The 16,608-nt window shown below is 41.9% G+C and carries 21 protein-coding genes; all 21 read right to left on the bottom strand.

Features of this window, described 5'->3' with window-relative positions; genetic code table 11:
• Positions 1-50 precede the first annotated feature (50 nt).
• The gene (locus tag EJF26_RS08485; RefSeq protein ID WP_000969605.1) at positions 51-674 is read right to left on the bottom strand and encodes a hypothetical protein; all 624 of its coding nucleotides are present in this window, start codon (positions 672-674) and stop codon (positions 51-53) included.
• A gap of 50 nt (positions 675-724) precedes the next feature.
• Positions 725-1,714 carry an RNA-binding cell elongation regulator Jag/EloR gene (gene jag / locus EJF26_RS08480; protein ID WP_000242595.1) on the bottom strand — a complete coding sequence of 330 codons (990 nt, stop codon included), beginning with the start codon at positions 1,712-1,714 and terminating at the stop codon, positions 725-727.
• 17 nt (positions 1,715-1,731) lie between these two features.
• Positions 1,732-2,544, bottom strand: coding sequence for a YidC/Oxa1 family membrane protein insertase (locus tag EJF26_RS08475; RefSeq protein ID WP_000728094.1), 813 nt, complete (start codon positions 2,542-2,544; stop codon positions 1,732-1,734).
• On the bottom strand, positions 2,519-2,890 hold the full coding sequence (gene rnpA / locus EJF26_RS08470) for a ribonuclease P protein component (protein WP_000748123.1): 372 nt from the start codon (positions 2,888-2,890) through the stop codon (positions 2,519-2,521). Before rnpA ends, EJF26_RS08475 begins: the two co-directional genes overlap by 26 nt.
• 159 nt (positions 2,891-3,049) lie before the next feature.
• Entirely contained in the window at positions 3,050-4,240 is a 1,191-nt protein-coding gene (locus EJF26_RS08465; RefSeq protein ID WP_000167801.1) for an acetate kinase, read from the bottom strand.
• Positions 4,241-4,289: 49 nt separating this feature from the next.
• On the bottom strand, positions 4,290-5,243 hold the full coding sequence (locus tag EJF26_RS08460; protein WP_000345148.1) for a class I SAM-dependent methyltransferase: 954 nt from the start codon (positions 5,241-5,243) through the stop codon (positions 4,290-4,292).
• A 57-nt stretch (positions 5,244-5,300) separates the two neighbouring features.
• Positions 5,301-5,891, bottom strand: coding sequence for a class I SAM-dependent methyltransferase (locus EJF26_RS08455; protein WP_000679780.1), 591 nt, complete (start codon positions 5,889-5,891; stop codon positions 5,301-5,303).
• A 32-nt stretch (positions 5,892-5,923) separates the two neighbouring features.
• Complete coding sequence (comGG, locus tag EJF26_RS08450) at positions 5,924-6,337, bottom strand: competence type IV pilus minor pilin ComGG (RefSeq protein ID WP_000265655.1); 414 nt, start codon at positions 6,335-6,337, stop codon at positions 5,924-5,926.
• Entirely contained in the window at positions 6,315-6,776 is a 462-nt protein-coding gene (gene comGF / locus EJF26_RS08445; RefSeq protein ID WP_000250704.1) for a competence type IV pilus minor pilin ComGF, read from the bottom strand. The genes comGG and comGF overlap by 23 nt, the downstream gene beginning before the upstream one ends.
• The gene (comGE, locus tag EJF26_RS08440) at positions 6,739-7,041 is read right to left on the bottom strand and encodes a competence type IV pilus minor pilin ComGE (RefSeq protein ID WP_000413366.1); all 303 of its coding nucleotides are present in this window, start codon (positions 7,039-7,041) and stop codon (positions 6,739-6,741) included. The genes comGF and comGE overlap by 38 nt, the downstream gene beginning before the upstream one ends.
• Positions 7,004-7,438 carry a competence type IV pilus minor pilin ComGD gene (comGD, locus tag EJF26_RS08435; protein WP_001180063.1) on the bottom strand — a complete coding sequence of 145 codons (435 nt, stop codon included), beginning with the start codon at positions 7,436-7,438 and terminating at the stop codon, positions 7,004-7,006. Before comGD ends, comGE begins: the two co-directional genes overlap by 38 nt.
• Positions 7,401-7,724 carry a competence type IV pilus major pilin ComGC gene (gene comGC / locus EJF26_RS08430; protein WP_000735797.1) on the bottom strand — a complete coding sequence of 108 codons (324 nt, stop codon included), beginning with the start codon at positions 7,722-7,724 and terminating at the stop codon, positions 7,401-7,403. The genes comGD and comGC overlap by 38 nt, the downstream gene beginning before the upstream one ends.
• 1 nt (position 7,725) lies before the next feature.
• Positions 7,726-8,742: a competence type IV pilus assembly protein ComGB gene (gene comGB / locus EJF26_RS08425; RefSeq protein WP_000355376.1), complete on the bottom strand. Its 1,017-nt coding sequence runs from the start codon at positions 8,740-8,742 to the stop codon at positions 7,726-7,728.
• Positions 8,690-9,631, bottom strand: a complete 942-nt coding sequence (gene comGA / locus EJF26_RS08420) for a competence type IV pilus ATPase ComGA (protein ID WP_000249589.1) — start codon at positions 9,629-9,631, stop codon at positions 8,690-8,692. The genes comGB and comGA overlap by 53 nt, the downstream gene beginning before the upstream one ends.
• A 63-nt stretch (positions 9,632-9,694) precedes the next feature.
• Positions 9,695-10,060, bottom strand: coding sequence for a DUF1033 family protein (locus tag EJF26_RS08415; protein ID WP_000286403.1), 366 nt, complete (start codon positions 10,058-10,060; stop codon positions 9,695-9,697).
• 148 nt (positions 10,061-10,208) lie between these two features.
• The gene (gene nagA, locus EJF26_RS08410; protein WP_001134436.1) at positions 10,209-11,360 is read right to left on the bottom strand and encodes an N-acetylglucosamine-6-phosphate deacetylase; all 1,152 of its coding nucleotides are present in this window, start codon (positions 11,358-11,360) and stop codon (positions 10,209-10,211) included.
• Positions 11,361-11,500: 140 nt separating this feature from the next.
• Positions 11,501-13,318, bottom strand: coding sequence for an acyltransferase family protein (locus EJF26_RS08405; protein WP_001220896.1), 1,818 nt, complete (start codon positions 13,316-13,318; stop codon positions 11,501-11,503).
• Between the two features lie 100 nt (positions 13,319-13,418).
• Positions 13,419-14,561: a tRNA guanosine(34) transglycosylase Tgt gene (tgt, locus tag EJF26_RS08400; RefSeq protein ID WP_001285237.1), complete on the bottom strand. Its 1,143-nt coding sequence runs from the start codon at positions 14,559-14,561 to the stop codon at positions 13,419-13,421.
• Positions 14,562-15,017: 456 nt separating this feature from the next.
• Complete coding sequence (locus EJF26_RS08395; protein WP_000350544.1) at positions 15,018-15,962, bottom strand: N-acetylmuramoyl-L-alanine amidase family protein; 945 nt, start codon at positions 15,960-15,962, stop codon at positions 15,018-15,020.
• Between the two features lie 2 nt (positions 15,963-15,964).
• A complete protein-coding gene (locus tag EJF26_RS08390; protein WP_001183890.1) occupies positions 15,965-16,297 on the bottom strand; it encodes a phage holin in 333 nt (110 codons plus the stop codon).
• A gap of 3 nt (positions 16,298-16,300) precedes the next feature.
• Positions 16,301-16,600: a hypothetical protein gene (locus EJF26_RS08385; protein WP_004246694.1), complete on the bottom strand. Its 300-nt coding sequence runs from the start codon at positions 16,598-16,600 to the stop codon at positions 16,301-16,303.
• Positions 16,601-16,608: the final 8 nt, after the last annotated feature.

Genomic DNA, 16,608 nt, shown 5'->3' with positions numbered 1-16,608 from the left:
CATAGAATAGCAATTAAACAATTTGAGCTCCTCTAGTACATTTGATTTGTCTATCCTCTCGTCACCTCATAGTAAGGAAGTAGGAGGATATAAGCATCTTCTAACTTTTCTAAAATTGCTTCTAATGCCTGATCTTCTAAGAAAGAAATATCTGACTTGATCAAAACTTTACGGATTTCCTGATTGCGCACCTTCTCGCGTAAGAGAAGGCGGTTTTCTTCATTAGCTTCCATCTTATGATTTTCTCCATTTGAGTAGACTAAGTAATAAATACCTTCTACTGGTGGAATATCTAAAATCTTAGCTTGTTTGCTCAGTGTCTGCTCATCTTTCTTGCGCTCGATGAAACTGACTTCCAAAGAAATTCCAAAGTCAGCGGGTGTTCCATACAAACGCAAGGCCATCATAGGTTCTGTCACTTCTCCGTCTCTCTGTAGATAGGTCCAGAAATGCGGTCGTAAGCGCTGAGCTTGGTTCATCCACTGACTAGTTTGTTGCAGTTGCCATTCTGGATGCTTTTCTTGGAAGGCCTTGGCTAAGTTCGTAAAAGCCTTGCGAGCCTCCTGCCCTTTGTGGCGCAATTCCAGCATCTTCTCTCGCTCATATCCAGCCTTATTTGGATGACGATATTGGATACCTGCATAAGATAGATAGTTCCTGATTGCTTCCATCATCTGTTTCTTCTCCCTTTTCTAATAAAAAATCAGGACAAGCCTGATTTTATTTATTCTTTATCTACGACTACATAGCGATTTGGCTCGTCACCTTCAGAGTAACTCGTCACACCATCCATGCGCGATATAATGCGATGGATTATCTTGCGTTCGCTATTAGACATTGGATCTGTTTGCTGGCTTCGACCTTCTTCTAGAACGCGAGTCGCCAATTTTTGTGCATAGGTTTGCAACACTTCTGCACGGTGTTCAACGTAATCATTGACGTTGATTGTGATATAGAAAGTTCTCGAATAGCGATTGTAAAGGTAATTTTGCGCTAACAGTTGAAGAGCTTTCAAGACTTTTCCGTGGTAGCCGATAATACGGCCTGGTTCATTGGTGTCAATTTGAAGGTTGATGGTGCGGCGATTGTAGTCGCTTGAAATCGTCCCTTCAACATCCATATCATCCACAATGGTTTGAACATAGTTAGCCACTTGAGCTGCTACTTGTTCGATGTCATAACTCGGTTCCACCTTCAAACCCAGTTCTTCCAAAGACTGGCTTTCTACCGATTCTGACATAGATACAAATTCTTCACACTCTGCTGGGGCTTCCACTCCAGCATCTCCTGTCTGCAATTCATTTAAAATCGCGATGTGACCTGTTTCTTCTAAGATCGTGCTAGCATGTTTCTCATTTTTCAAGATCTCAGCCTTGATTTCATCAGAAACACCCTGACCTTCCTCTTCTATTTTTTTAATCGCCTCAACAACATGACCAAGATCAACTGTAGCCTCTGTTACTGTCTTAACAGGTTCGTTTTGTTCATTAATTTCTTTCGGAACACCTTTTACAGCTTGTTGATTGGCCTTAATCACAGTCGTCTCACTAATCGCCTCAATATCAACTTGAGCTGGTTTTTTCCCAAATAAGCCTAAAAAACCTTTCTTCTCTTTGGACACGACCTTGATGTGAGTCTTCATTCTCGGAATACCTAACTCTTTCAATCCTTTCTGGATTGCTTCTTCAACAGTTGAACCTGTAAATAACACCATTATCAGATTCCTCCTTATTATTTCGTTTTCTGAGCCTTTTTCTTGGCTTTTCTTTTTCTATTTTCCAAATCTTTTTTAGCCTGTACTTCCGCCTCACGCGCTGCAATAATCTTAAAAGGATTATTTAAGAAGTAGGTTTGCAAAACTTGATAAGCATTGGATACTGCCCAGTACAAGGCTACGCCACTAGGTGAAGAGATGGCAAAGATAAAGATCAGTACAGGCATCCCGTACATCATCCCTGTCATAGCTCCACTTCTTTCAGGTAAAGCCTTATTCGATAACCAGCTACTTAAGAAGGTAAAGACTGCTGCCAAAATCGGAAGGATAAAGCTTGTATCCACTCCCCCAAGGTTCACCCACAAAAAATGCCCTGTTTTCAAAAAGTCTACTCGAGTCAAGGCTTGGAAGAGAGCCAAGAGAACCGGCATTTGAATCAAAATCGGCCAGAGAGAAGAAGAGTGTTTGACCCCTAATTCTTTATAGACCTTCCGCATCTCCTGATCCAGCTTGGTTCTACTTTCCATATCACGACCTGGATATTGTTCTTGCAGTGCCTTGATGCGTGGTTGAGCCTCTTGCATTTTTCTAGAGGCCACCATCTGAGTCTGAAAGACTGGTAATAGAATCGTACGAATCAGGATCGTAAAGAGGATAATCCCCACTCCGATACTAATGTCAAAGGACAAGAAGCGGATGATTTCAGCAAAAAAATAGACAAATTTACTCCATATATCTGTAGAATCTGCTGCAACATCGCTTGTCCCACAGGCTGTCATGACAAACAAGGACAAGCCCAGCAAACTAATCAACTGTAGTTTCTTTTTCACTCCTAATTCCTTCCCGGTAAATCTTTGATAACTTTAATACGTGGAGTAGATTTTTCTCCATTTCTGCATAATCCAAGCCTTCAACCCCTTTTCGAGCAATTACGACAAAATCAACGTTATCAGCTAAGTGCTCCCTTACGCTTAGCAAAATGTGTCGAATCCGTCTTTTAATTTGATTTCTAGTGACTGCATTCCCTAATTTCTTACTGACGGACAGCCCTACTCGAAAATGACTTTTCTGATTTTCCAATTGGTAGACAACAAATTTGCGATTGGCAAAACTTGTTCCATCCGTGAAAATAGCCTTAAAATCTTTCTCTCTTTTTACACGAAAGCTTTTCTTCAAAACTCAACTCCATCTATTAAATTACTACTATTATACCATAAATTTCAAAAAAGCCAATAATGACAAGGTTTTAGACTGTTTTAACAACAAAAAGTTGGGAAAATTTATCTCCCAACTCCTTTTTATTGTATCTTACCTTGTAATTTTATTCAGATTATCTTACTTTTTCAAGCGTTCAACGTCACGAGCGATAACCAATTCTTCATCAGTTGGGATAACCAAGACACGAACTTTAGCAGCTTCTGTTGAGATATCACCTGTTGCTCCAAAGACATTCTTTTCAGGATCGACATCGCAGCCAAACCAAGAAATGCCTTCAATGACCATCTGACGAATCGTTACAGAGTTTTCTCCGATTCCGGCTGTAAAGATAATAGCATCTGCACCATTCAAAACTGCTAAATACTGACCAATGTATTTTTGGATACGATCTACAAAAATCTCATTTGCCAGCTGCGCTTTCTCATCACCTGCACGCATAGCTTCGTGGATATCACGCATATCACTTGATCTCTCAGAAACACCCAAAAGTCCTGACTCACGATTTAGGATTCGACTGATATCCTCTGGTGTATTAAAGTCATCTGTATGTTGCATTAAATAGGGGATGATAGCCGGATCAATATCACCTGTACGAGTCCCCATCATAATACCACCAAGTGGAGTGAAGCCCATGGATGTATCAACAGACTGACCGCCTTTGACAGCTGTAATAGAACCACCATTTCCAATATGACAAGTAATCAATTTCAACTCTTCTAGGGGGCGACCCAAAATTTTTGCTGCTTCTCCCGCCACAAACTGATGACTTGTCCCATGGGCACCATACTTACGAACTTTATTTTCAGTATAGTATTTGTTTGGAAGAGGGTAGCGATAGGCTTTCTCTGGCATGGTTGTATGGAATGAAGTATCAAAAACAACAACGCTGGTAATATTTGGAAGCAATTCCTTGAAGGCACGAATTCCTGCCGCGTTGGCTGGATTGTGAAGAGGAGCCAAGAGTCCCAACTCTTCAACCTTTTCCAAAACATCTCCCTCTACCAAGGTTGACTCTTTGAAATATTCACCACCAGCCACAACACGGTGCCCAACACCAGTTATTTCATCATAACCTTTGATGATGTCAAAACGAATCAAATCATCCAATAAAATTTTAACGGCTTGTGTGTGATCGTCAATATCAAGAATTTGTTTTTCAGAACGGCCGTCGAATTTTACAGTTGAAATAGAGTCTTTCAAGCCAATACGTTCAATCAAGCCTTTCGCCAATACTACTTCTTCTGGCATTTGATAGAGTTGCCATTTCAAACTTGAGCTTCCTGCATTGATTGCAATTGTTTTTGTCATAAGATAATACCCCTTTTAAGCGTTTTCATCCATTATAACAAATTTTTGCTTAATTTTCAGTACCTTGACTCCATTTTTGAAAATTTTCTTTGAATTTCATTAATGCAGCTGGATCTTGCAGACTGGTCAAAGGATAGACAAATGGTTCTATTTCCTTGTCTCTTTTCTTCTGTAAGACAAAAATACTTTTAGCTTGGCTTGCGATTGAGAAAATATCCTCTGGCAGAGCGATGATAGCAGCCAGACTCACTTCATCTTTGAGCCACCCTTTTAATAAGTCACTTTGAGGGCTGGTCAATAAATCACTCGGAGCTAGAAAAATAGCATAGCCATTTGACTTAAGGTACTTGATCCCTTGCTCCATCAGCAAATGGTGGGCATAGGTATGCTCTTGACTAGAAGCCACTTGATAGCGTGAAGCGATGGCATCGTCTGGGTAATAGCCAACAGGCAAGTCGCTGATGACCACGTCACTTTCTTTAAGCATTTGCGGACGAACGGCATCTCCTTGGACAAAACCAGCCTGTAAACCGATCACATCTGCCATACTAGCTGCCAAATCAATCAGCAAGTCATCCACTTCGATTCCCAAGTAATCCACTTTTTTAGCAAGAGAAGTCAAGAAAGTAGCCCCCAAAATTCCCATACCAGAACCTATTTCGAGGATACTAATTTCCTCTTGATCAAGCAATTCTTCCACAACAAGTACCAAGAGGAGGGCAATGGCATCCGGTGTAAACTGGTGATTGGCCTGTAAAGGCTCCGTTTGTCCTGCCTTCATCAAGAGAAACTGGTAGGTCTTGAGCCACTCTTCCTTGCGAAGTGCTAAGTGCTTGAGGGCTTGATTGTTCTCTTTGACCTGTTCTAGCTCGGTCTCACCATCTAGGTAGATACTATTTTGCTCCACCAAGGCATCATAAAAGTTGGTCACCAGATCACTTTGGATGACTTGGACATTTTCTAATAAATACGTATAAGCTTGTTCTATTTTTTCAAAATCCATATCCCTATTTTATCAAAATTCCCCTATTTTTTCCATCTGAAGAAAAAAATCACTGCTTTAGTCAGCGAGTGATTTTTGGGCTACAGTTAAAAAGAGCTCTGCGTAATTTCCTAGGAAAAGACCTTCAGCACTATAGAGAATCTGACTGTCTATGCTTGAAAAACCAAACTGGGCGAGCTTAGTTTCCAGTTCAGCTAAATCAAAACCATGGTGGTTGGTATCTGTCTTGACAAAATCGGCAATGAGGACCTGTCCATTCTCCCTAAGGTGATGGTGAAACATGGCAAGAGTCGCATCTAGATTAGGCATATGATGAAGAACCCGACTGACAACAATCAGATCAAATTGTTGCTCCAAAGGATTCACCAGTAAATCCTGCTCCAAGAGTTGAAGATTCCTGATTTCTTGCTGATATGTTTTCAAACGGGCTTGCTCCAGCATTTTCTCCGAGATGTCTACAATGGTAACCGACTTGGCCTGCTTGGCTAGGGGCAAGGCTAATAGCCCCGTCCCACCACCAAAATCCAGTATTTCCTTGTCTGATAAAAGATCAATCTGTTTTTCAACTGCTTGACAAACCAAGTTTGCAAGAAAGATGTTTTTGGGCGAATCAAAGGTTTCTGCTTTGTGATTAAAATCATGTTTCATGCTTTTAGTTTAACACAAAGTAGTTGAATTGACTAGGAATTGTCTTTCTTATCTGCCTTATTTTCTGTTTTTTTCTGATTTGGTTCTTGGCTTGAATCAGTCGCTACCTCTTCCTTTTTAGCTGTTTTCTTCTCTTGGGTTTTCATCGGAGGAAAGAGAAATTCATAGTTGCCCTTATTCATACGAACACTTGTTGCAAAACCTGTTTTCGTATTTTGATACCTGACTTTTCCTAAGTTGAAGACTCGTTCCCCACTTTCTTGCTCAACCTTATCTTTACTTCGCTTGGCCATAGCAAAAGCGGCCAACTTTTCTTTGTTTAGGGCAAAGTCTTTGCGATGGGCTACTTGCCGATTCAAATAAAACTGCAACAAAAGACTAAAGATAGCTGCCATGGTGACTGCATATAAGAGAACGCCTGCCTTAACTTTTTGCTTTTTCCACACGATAGATGAACTCCCTTTCTAAGCCCTTTTGAAATTGGAAATGAAAGCGAACCAAGTGATTTTCCTCTGTGATTTGTGCTGATTTCAATCCATAAACCATAGGCTGATAGCCCCGGCCACTGCTATCGGTCTTCCGAAAATCATCTAATTTAGACTTGCCTACCGCAATTTCCTTGCCATCCTGCTTCATATAAATACGATTGCCTTCCACCTTTTCGAACTGCGAACGCTCTAACTCCGCCTCCAGCTGTTCCACAAACAAGAGCCACTCCTTTTGCTCGCTTTGTTGCTGGTAACGAACTTCTGAAATGAGGAGCTGACTCATGGCTTGAAAGAGGAGCAAGCTACCGCTAATGACGATAAGGGCAACCAGAGATTCTAAAAGAGTGAATGCTCTTACCTTACCGCTCTTTAAGGTCGAGCAATTTCTCTGAACCATAGTAGACCTCCAATCCTTTTTCATTAGAATACACCTGAATCTCCACTCCATTTACCTTTACCTGATTTTGACCTGTTTGCAGAGCCATCTTAGCCACACGTAAGACTTCCTCTTTTTGCAAGATTTCTGCCTCTTCTTGTCTATTTTTCTGAATTTGTCCCAAGAGGAGGGTTGCAATACTGGCAAATATGGCTAGCGCTACTACTGCTTCTAGTAAGATCACTGCCTTAATTTTTAGTTTCCTTAATGCGTTTAATTTTTCCATTTCCTAGATATAATTGGTAACGAATCGCTCCTTTGCTAGTCTGAAATTCAACCTTAGCTAGAGAGGAATTGCCCCCAGCTCGGTCAAAATGAATCGTTTGTCCAGATGGTGCCTGAATCCCTTTGGGAACAGTCAACTTCTGACTACCATTGTTGATTGTCTGCCCATCTAAGTTCAAGCTGGTCTTTTGCTGACTGGCTAGACTGCGTTTTTGAGTTTCCCGATAGAGTTCTTCAAATTCCATAAAGAAAATCTGCTCCTCTACCGCTGCAAAACTGGACTGAACTGAGCCGGACAAGCCCAAGGCAATGATACTCACAAGCCCCAAAACCAAGAGACTTTCTAACATGGTAAAGGCCTTAATCCGCAACAGTTTGACTTGTTTTTTGTTTTGCATGGTATTCTTTATAAGCCTTGGCTTGCTCTGCTGTGATGCGACCGTCTGCCTGTAATTTGCTTAGGCTAGCATCTTCATTCTTGTCCAGACTATAGAGTTCTGCCTGACTTTCCACCACCTTAACAACAGCAGCTTTTCCTTTGTCATTCACTGCATCCTTTTGTTTGGTCAAATTAGGCACAAAGAGCAAGAGAAGTACGCTAATGATTAAAAGGACCACCAACATTTCCACGAGAGTAAAGGCTTTCGCCTTGGCTTTTTTCAAATTTGTCATAAGTTTTTTCATTTTAAAAATTTACCTCCATATTTTGATACATGGGCATAAGCATTGCCGCATAAAGTAAAACGATAATCAGGGCCACAAAGATAAAGACCAGTGGCTGCACCAAATTCATGGTGCGATTGACTCGGGTAAAAAAGGCTTCCCAAGTTTTCTCAGCATAGATTTCCAACTCACTCCCCAGCTTGGACTTGACTTCCCCATACTCGATGATGAGACTCAACTCCTTCTTAAAGAAAGGATAGGTCGCTATGGTTTGAGAAAATTCGCGACCATTTTGCAGGACTTGAGCCAGATCTTGACCGATTTCTTTAAAGAGCTGAGAACCTTGTTCCTGCATGATCTGAAAAATCTGCGTCAGCTCCATTCCCTGTGAAATCATATTGCCCCATTCACGCGCGTAATAGGCCGTCAGATAGGTCTGGACAAAGATTCCAAGAAAGGGAATCCGTGCTAACATCGAGAATACCCGCATCTTGGAACTTCTTTTGTAAAAAGTGAGGGCTAAAAGTAAAGATAGAGAGCAAACCAACACTAGTCCCAGAAATATTTGTGGCAGATTGCCGATGATTTTGGTGGCGATATTGCTACTGTCCAGTTGGGGGAGCAAATAGTTTCTCAACCCCATCATGATTAGCAGGAGAAATCCCAGCAAAATCAAAGGATAGGTCGCCACTTCGATTAACTTTTTCTTGACCTTGGCCAGATTGTCTAGATACTCTTCTATCTTTCCCAAACTCAGGTGAAGATTCCCGTGAACTTCAGCTAGGGATAATTGGGTCACAATGGCACTTGAAAAACCCAAGCTGTCCATCATTTCTGAAAAGGATTTCCCCTGGGACAAGCCTTGGTGCATCTGGGTCACATAGTCCTTTTCTAGCAAGGCACTTCTGCCCAAGAAAGAAATGATTTCCACCAAATGAAAACCACTGGAGAAGAGATTGTTAAACAGGGTGATGATTTTCTTCTGCTTAGCTGTAGCTAATTTTTTCCGTTTCAGCCTGAAGACTTGTGATATGTCCATCTTTAAGAAGCTGATCAATTTGCGCATTCCAGCTAGTTGGCTGGTGTTCTTGATAGTCTTGGTTTGCAAAGTCAATGATTCCTCCTCCCCCGATTAATCTCTGGTAACAGACGCCTTGCAGGACAACTGCTAGTTCCTCCTCCGTCACACCCAACTCCAGAAGGCGTTCATAAACACCTCGGATACTCTTGGCATGAATGGTTGAAAAAACTGTCGCACCTGTCAAACTGGCTCTGACAACTGCACGCGCCGTCTCACTGTCCCGAATTTCTCCGATAATCAAGAGATCTGGACGATGTCGGAGAGACAGTTTGATCAGATTTTCATAGGTCAATCCGATCGTCTCATTCAACTGCAACTGGAGCATGTCTTCCTGCTTGATTTCTACTGGATCTTCGATGGACATAACCTGCTGCCCCTTAAAGAGAGACTTAGCTAATTCGTGCATCAGAGTCGTCTTACCGCTTCCGACTGGACCTGCAAAAAGGTAGAGGCCCCGTTGCCGGTACTGCTCACCCAGTTCGTTCATATCCTGAAACCAGAAATGCAGTTCCTGCTCCTCATCGTGCAACAAACGAATAACCAAACTCTCATGTCCCCGATAATCTCCTACGGTAGACAAACGCAGAGAAGACACCTTCTCCCCATGCTGATAGTCGCAAGAGCCCAGCTGACTACGTCTCTTCTCCCCTACATTCATACCCGCTACAAACTTAAAATGACTAATCACAGCAGCTAAAACATCAAACTCATAGGAGTCAACTAGACACCGTTCGTCTCCAACCCGCATGTGAAGCTCATAGGATTTTTCCTTGGGAATAAAATAGATATCCTGAGCCTTCTTTTCTTTCGCAGTAGCAATAATTTTCTGTGCAATTTCTTGTACCATACCGCCCTCCTTATCTAACTATTCGCAAAAAAATAAAAAAAGCAACTTAAAAAGTTACTTTTTTTATCTCCATTTCATACGGCAAGAACGGTGTTTTTCTTGACCTGTTTGTTTTTCATAGCCTGGACGTAGCTTTTCATCGGGGATGACTTGCCCATCCTGTAAAAGAGCCAAAGAATGATACTGCTGCAAATACTCATCACACTCATCACACCAACGTTGGTCTGCAGGATCCCAAAAAATAGTCATCAAATCGCTCCGACTCTTATAAAGAGGATTCTTCTTTTCCAGCTCAAACCAGCATGATTTATAATATTTTAGAGCATCATAGTACTTGTTAAAAGAGCGACTCATAATGACATCTTTTTCCCAACCTTCTATGAACCACCACGGTTCAAAGTCCCCATACATTTCTATAACACGATACATTTTCACTACTTCCTTTGTACCGTATATTATAACGAATTTTCTAGAACAATGAAAGGATTTTGCTTCATTATAGAACAATCCTCTAGCTTTCTGAAGATACCTCTGAATAGAAAAGCAAAGGCTGAGTCATCACAGCCTCTGCTTTTTATTATGCTTGATAACGTTTCACACCATCTAGGTAGGTTGCTACCAATTCCAAATCTTTATCTAGCACGATAAAGTCGGCGTCATAGCCTTCACGGATTTGACCACAGACATCGTCAATGTGAACAGATTTTGCTGGGTTGAGGCTGGCCATCACGACTGCTTCATGCGGATTCGCAATGCCCCATTCGACCACATTCTTCAAACCGTCTTTGAGTTTGAGGATAGAACCTGCCAAGTTACCTGTAGATTTGAGACGAGCAGTTCCATTGGCAACCACTACCGGGAATTCTCCCAGCATGTAGTCGCCGTCTTCCAAGCCACCAGCTGTCATACAGTCTGTGATGAGAGCAATATTTTCTGTTCCTTTTTGTTTGATAAGGATTTCGCAGGCTTTTGGATCCACGTGATGACCGTCACAGATCAACTCTGCATAGGTATGTGGCAATTGATACATGGCTCCAACCATACCGAGCTCACGGTGAGTCAACCCACGCATCCCATTGTAGGCATGTACCCAAACGCTTGCTCCAGCATCTACCGCTTTTTTCGCTTCATCAAATGTTGCATTTGAGTGCCCAAGAGCAACCGTTACTCCCTCACCTGTAACCGTACGAACGAAATCTTCTACACCATCACGTTCTGGCGCAAGGGCAATTTTATTAAGCAAGCCATTTGCTGCTTTTTGCCAAGCACGGAACTCATCCATACGAGGATCTTTCATGTAGGCAGGGTTTTGAGCTCCCTTGTATTTCTCTGTGAAATAAGGCCCTTCAAAATAGATTCCACGAATCTTGGCTCCACTTGCTTCCTGGTAACGGGCACCGATATTTTCTGTTACCGCGAGCAATTGCTCATAAGAAGAGGTCAAAGTAGTTGGCAAGAAGCTCGTTACTCCCATGCTGAGGAGCCCTTCACTCATGGTATGAAGTGTTCCTTCGATGTTATTATCCATGACATCCACACCACCAAATCCATGAATATGCGTGTCCACAAGTCCTGGTGCAATGCTGTAGCCTGTATAGTCAATGACATCAGCACCTTCAGGAATCTGTTCTACATGCTTTCCAAACTTGCCATCCACAAGTTCCAAGTAACCGCCACGACGAACTCCGTGTGGGTAGAAAAACTGATCCGCTTTAATATAATTAGGCATAATGATAACCTCCTTGATAGATTGATTCTAGAATTTATTATGTCAATTACATTATAAACCTTTCTTTTTCATTTGTAAATGGTATAGACCTATTTTCTAGAGATATTTTAAAAGAGCTGGATTTCTCCAACTCTTTGACCTTATTTTGATTTCACAGGCAATTCTTGAGCAGCCTTAACAGCAACTGCAATCGTCTCTGCGTAAAGTTTAGCACCTTCTTCAATCATGTTGCTATCATTTCCAAAGTGAACTTGGTCAGTTCCAGCCCAGATTTCAGGGTGCTCCTTAGCGACCTTATTCCAGTCAGCGATGCTCACATAAGGATTCTTTTCAGCTAATTCCCGCGCATAAGCCGCAAACTGCTCCACTGATTTGTAAGTTTCCTTGCTCTTGTCACCTTCATAAGGTGTTACCAGAATCAGATGGTGACCTTTGGGGAGATTTTTAACGATCGTATCTAAGTCATCTTTATAACCCTCTGGTCCGTTTACACCCGTTGCAATGACAACTGTTTTTAGAAGTACCTTGTTCTGGCTGTTATTGAGCATGATGTCATTGGCTTGCTTGGTCGTTCGACTAACTTGGGCATTGATATTTGCTTCAGGAAGTGCCTCTTGTAAGGCTGTATTGGCACGCAAGGCTACCGAATCTCCTATCAGGCTTGTTCCCTCAGAAATTCCAAGTCGGCTAGCCTCTGCTTGCTCAGCAAGAGTCTTTGTTTGTCCTATATTGGTCTGGGCTTGTTTGAAACCATTGACCATCAAGTCTGTCTCAAAAGCTCCAACTTGGGGAGCCACAGTTATGATAATCAAGGTAATCAAAGTAAGAATGCCAACACCACTAGCACTAATTGGTTTAATATGAGGTAATAGACTAATCTTCCGTATTAAAGGATTGGATTTACCGGCAATCAATGGCTCAATAATATAGAAGGATAGGATAGCGAAGAAATAAGAAAAGATGATTGTCAGAATAACAGCAGGCAGATTGCTCATCAACTGAGAAAAGATAATATAAAAAGGCCAGTGGAAGAGATAAACCGCGTAGCTGGTATCCGCTAAAAATGTGATTATATGAGGTTCTTGTATCTCAGGCGTTTTCTCATGCAAGACACGCGCAGCAAAAATCATGACCACGGCCGCTAAGCTGGCAAACACGAAGCCAAATAAGTACGCAAACAGGTAGGTGAACTTGACAAAGAAAGTCAGGAGCAACAATACCAAGAGACCTGCAGCGAACACCAGTAGATTCTGACGAAGATCCCACGTCCGATCAAACTGCTTGACTAAATCGCTCGTCTGACGAACACCCACAACCGTCGCCAAAATGCTTCCTAAAAAGAAGGGATAGACATGGGTTAGACTTGAAAAGTAGACAGATGAATAGGAACTAGCCATTAGACTACCAATAAACATGGAGAAAAAGCTAATGATGAAAGCTCCCGCAGAAAGGAGAAAGACCATCCCTCTCAATTGGCTACTAGATTTTGAGCGTTTGGATAAGAACCAAACCGCTAAGCCCCAAAGGATATAGTAGTGAACCTCAACGGCCAAGCTCCAATTATGTACAAAAAGATGCGGAATGAACTGGGATTCATAACTTCCCCCTGTTAACATCTCATAGAAGTTGGTCATAAAACCAAAAACTCCAGCAATCTGGCCGCCAATTCCAGCAACATAGTCTTGACGAACCAAGAAAGTAAAAGGCATGGTCACCAGAACCATCAGAACCACAGGTGGCACGATGCGGTAAAACCGTCTCTTAAAAAAGCCCAGCAAATCAATCTGGCTTTTCTTTCCAAACTCTTCTAAAAGGAGGGAGGTAATCAAGAATCCCGAAAATGTGAAAAAGACATCTACCCCGAAAAATCCTCCAGGAAAGATGGTCTGAAAGAAGTGGTACAGAAGCACCAGAAGTAAACCTGTAATCCTAATCAAGGAAAACCATTTAATACGCATACGAGTCTATTCTCCCTTTCGTTATACACTTTATTCTATCAAAAAAAGAAGAAAAATCCTACGAGAAAACGTAGGATTTTTAGCTTCTATAAATTCCATTTTAGAAATTGCGTCCTGACTTGTTGTAGCCATATTTTTCCACAAAATACTCACGGAATTCCAAGAGATTGTCATCCATGATAGCTTGGCGGACCTGCTTCATCAGGTTAAGCAAGAAGTAAAGATTATGGTAGCTAGTCAAGCGGATACCAAAGGTTTCATCAGCCTTGAGCAAGTGACGAAGGTAGGCGCGTGTGTAGTTCTTACATGTGTAGCAATCACACTCGGGATCTAGTGGCGTAAAATCCTCAGCAAACTGAGCATTTTTGACAACCAAACGTCCCTGACTGGTCATACAGGTACCGTTACGAGCGATACGAGTCGGCAAGACACAGTCAAACATATCCACACCACGAATAACCCCATCAATCAAGCTATCTGGCGCTCCCACTCCCATCAAATAGCGAGGTTTGTTTTCAGGAAGAAGTTGGGTTGTAAAGTCCAAGACGGCATTCATCTCTTCATGCGTTTCTCCTACTGCCAAACCACCGATAGAGTATCCAGGGAAATCCATGCTGACAAGGTCATGAGCTGACTGACGGCGAAGATCTTCAAAGCCTGCCCCCTGTACAATTCCAAATAATCCTTGATCATGCGGACGACGATGAGCCTTCAAACCACGCTCAGCCCAACGACTGGTACGCTCGATGGATTTCTTAACGTAGTCATAAGGTTGATAAAATTGAGGACATTCGTCAAAGGACATCATGATGTCTGAGCCTAGATTATTCTGAATAGAGATGGCTTTTTCTGGCGATAGGAACATCTTGGAACCATTGAGATGGTTTTTAAAGGTTACTCCTTCTTCTGTGATATTTCGGCTATCTGCTAGGGAATAAACCTGAAAACCACCACTATCTGTCAAAATCGGCTGGTCCCAGTTCATGAACTTGTGGAGACCGCCTGCGCGTGCGATGAGTTCATCTCCTGGACGAAGCCACAGATGATAGGTATTAGAGAGGATAATCCCTGATCCCATCTCCTTCAATTCTTCTGGTGACTGGGTTTTTACAGTAGCTTGGGTCCCAACTGGCATAAACATAGGCGTTGGGAAGGTGCCGTGAGGGGTGATGATTTCTCCCAGACGAGCTCCTGTGTGTTTCTCTTTCTTAATCAAACGATATTTGATTGGTGAATCTGACATTTTCTACCTCCGAAGCTGGGAAAGACAGTCCCAGTTCATACTTTGTGCCCAAGGGCATACCGTATGATTTTATCAAAAAAAGCTGGAACTGTCACGAACTATGGTATAAGTGACAAATGTTTACCAATGCTTTCTGTTGCTTATCAATAGTTGAGTTTTTGCTTATTTTTCTTTAAAATTATTTTCATTAATTGCTATCGTTTTTTTAAATCGTATTCATCTTCGTATTCATTTTTGCCCGTATAGTTGAGAAGGTTTTAATTTAATTCTAATAGTTTACAAAAGGATCAGTGACTAATTTCACTGTTTTTATTTTTGACAAAACACCTCCCTATTCTTCAAGAAAGCGTTTTTTTGAACAATAGGATTGTGATTTCAGAGCAAACAAAAAAGCCCGCAAGCTTTCGCCTGCGGGTTATTAAGAAGAAAAATAGAATCTCCTTTCTTTTTTTAAATTTATTTCGTAGTGATAAGCCCATCAGGCTCAACTGTAAATTCTGGCTTGTCTGCCATGCTGCCATCTGATTTAAGGTAGTACCAGCCGTTGCCATATTTGACAAATTGATCGGATTTCATATCTCCATCTTTTTCATCGAGATAGTACCAAGTTTCACGGTATTTCACCCAACCTTTAGCCATACGACCATCTGACTTGAAGTAATACCAGCGGTTATTGATGTACATCCAGCCTGTAACCATCGCACCACGCTTGTCAAGATAGAACCAGTCTTTCCCATCGTTGAACCAACGATTGATTAGGCAGTATCCTCGTTCATTGAAGTAGAACCACTCGTTGTTGATTTGCTTCCAGCGGTCTGTCAGATAAGAACCATCCGACTCCTCCCACCACCAGCCAGTTTCATTGCGTTTCCAGCCAGCTTCAGACAGACCACCTTCAATATCTTTTTTGAATTGCTCACGACTGATTCCCCATTTTGCCAGATAAGGATATGGATCCACATGGTCTGAGTGGTTGTTTGGTTGGTTATTCGTGCAATACTCGTGCGTTTTAATTCCAGCTAAACTCCCTGTATCAAGTGTTTTCGGCAAATCTGCTTCATCCGCAAGGTTTCGCAAAAGCTCAACATAGAGCTTGTAATCACGCATGAACTCTTCTTTTGATCCATGGCTTTCAATCAATTCGACTGCTGCGTAACTCTCAGCATTCCAACCGCCCCCAACATCCCAACTTCCGTTATTTACAGGTCCGACCTGCATCACACGACCATTTCCTACAACGTGAGAAAAGAATCCAAGTTCAGGGTCTTTACGATAATGGTAGTCCGCTTCATTTTGTGCGGTTGAGTTACGGTTACCTGTTGAATGAGCGTGTACTTGACGATAAGGTTGTACACCAACCTGAGGTAAATTAGTTCTTAATCTGCTTGTATCAATGTCCATAACTATTCCCCTTTCCAGGCATCGTTCATCTGCTTAACCGCTGACTCGACAAATGTATCAAGGTCGCAGTCAGTCATGCTGATGTTATATTTGGTAAGTTCTGCACGGATTTTCGTGCGGGCTTGCTCCAGCTTCTCCTCACCTTTATAGCCTGTCTCAGAAGCGACCTGCTCAACCGCATTGACCGCATTTTTGGCCAAGATTTCAACGATTTTTACCGCTTTTTCTCCGCCTTTTCGTAAAAGATAATCTTTTACTGCTTTTACGATACTGCCTGTTGCCACTGCTAAAAAGCCTGTAGCAAATGCAATAATGATTTCGTTAAATTGTTGCATGTGTTATTCTCCTTTTTCGATTTCTTCCATGCGGTCGTTCATGCGGACCATTTCTTTTTGAATGTCTCCGACCGTGTGAGTGATTATAGTTAATTCTGTAGTGGTCTTTTCTAGGTGAGTCATCAAACGCTCTTCTCGTCTGTTAGAGTCGGCCTTTGATTGCTCGTGCAAATCCATAATCTTCTTTTCTCGCTTGTCCGAAGTCTTGATGAGATATCGAATGATAATAAAGAAAAGTAAGATAAATAAAATCGCCCAAGCTACCTGACTTTGAGCGATTTTTTCAGCTTCTTCAATCGGCATATAACCTC

It is taken from the genome of Streptococcus oralis subsp. dentisani (assembly GCF_007475365.1).
GTDB classification, from domain to species: Bacteria; Bacillota; Bacilli; order Lactobacillales; family Streptococcaceae; genus Streptococcus; species Streptococcus mitis_AX.
Note: the sequence above shows the minus strand (reverse complement) of the source record. Positions and strands in the feature narration are given on the sequence as shown.

What these genes read in the sequence shown, in the direction of transcription:
- EJF26_RS08485 (WP_000969605.1), bottom strand. Translation starts at nt 674, where the DNA reads ATGATGGAAGCAATCAGGAACTATCTATCTTATGCAGGTATCCAATAT.
- jag (WP_000242595.1), bottom strand. Translation starts at nt 1,714, where the DNA reads ATGGTGTTATTTACAGGTTCAACTGTTGAAGAAGCAATCCAGAAAGGA.
- EJF26_RS08465 (WP_000167801.1), bottom strand. Translation starts at nt 4,240, where the DNA reads ATGACAAAAACAATTGCAATCAATGCAGGAAGCTCAAGTTTGAAATGG.
- EJF26_RS08460 (WP_000345148.1), bottom strand. Translation starts at nt 5,243, where the DNA reads ATGGATTTTGAAAAAATAGAACAAGCTTATACGTATTTATTAGAAAAT.
- EJF26_RS08455 (WP_000679780.1), bottom strand. Translation starts at nt 5,891, where the DNA reads ATGAAACATGATTTTAATCACAAAGCAGAAACCTTTGATTCGCCCAAA.
- comGF (WP_000250704.1), bottom strand. Translation starts at nt 6,776, where the DNA reads ATGGTTCAGAGAAATTGCTCGACCTTAAAGAGCGGTAAGGTAAGAGCA.
- comGE (WP_000413366.1), bottom strand. Translation starts at nt 7,041, where the DNA reads ATGGAAAAATTAAACGCATTAAGGAAACTAAAAATTAAGGCAGTGATC.
- comGD (WP_001180063.1), bottom strand. Translation starts at nt 7,438, where the DNA reads ATGCAAAACAAAAAACAAGTCAAACTGTTGCGGATTAAGGCCTTTACC.
- comGC (WP_000735797.1), bottom strand. Translation starts at nt 7,724, where the DNA reads ATGAAAAAACTTATGACAAATTTGAAAAAAGCCAAGGCGAAAGCCTTT.
- comGB (WP_000355376.1), bottom strand. Translation starts at nt 8,742, where the DNA reads ATGGACATATCACAAGTCTTCAGGCTGAAACGGAAAAAATTAGCTACA.
- comGA (WP_000249589.1), bottom strand. Translation starts at nt 9,631, where the DNA reads ATGGTACAAGAAATTGCACAGAAAATTATTGCTACTGCGAAAGAAAAG.
- EJF26_RS08415 (WP_000286403.1), bottom strand. Translation starts at nt 10,060, where the DNA reads ATGTATCGTGTTATAGAAATGTATGGGGACTTTGAACCGTGGTGGTTC.
- nagA (WP_001134436.1), bottom strand. Translation starts at nt 11,360, where the DNA reads ATGCCTAATTATATTAAAGCGGATCAGTTTTTCTACCCACACGGAGTT.
- EJF26_RS08405 (WP_001220896.1), bottom strand. Translation starts at nt 13,318, where the DNA reads ATGCGTATTAAATGGTTTTCCTTGATTAGGATTACAGGTTTACTTCTG.
- tgt (WP_001285237.1), bottom strand. Translation starts at nt 14,561, where the DNA reads ATGTCAGATTCACCAATCAAATATCGTTTGATTAAGAAAGAGAAACAC.
- EJF26_RS08395 (WP_000350544.1), bottom strand. Translation starts at nt 15,962, where the DNA reads ATGGACATTGATACAAGCAGATTAAGAACTAATTTACCTCAGGTTGGT.
- EJF26_RS08390 (WP_001183890.1), bottom strand. Translation starts at nt 16,297, where the DNA reads ATGCAACAATTTAACGAAATCATTATTGCATTTGCTACAGGCTTTTTA.
- EJF26_RS08385 (WP_004246694.1), bottom strand. Translation starts at nt 16,600, where the DNA reads ATGCCGATTGAAGAAGCTGAAAAAATCGCTCAAAGTCAGGTAGCTTGG.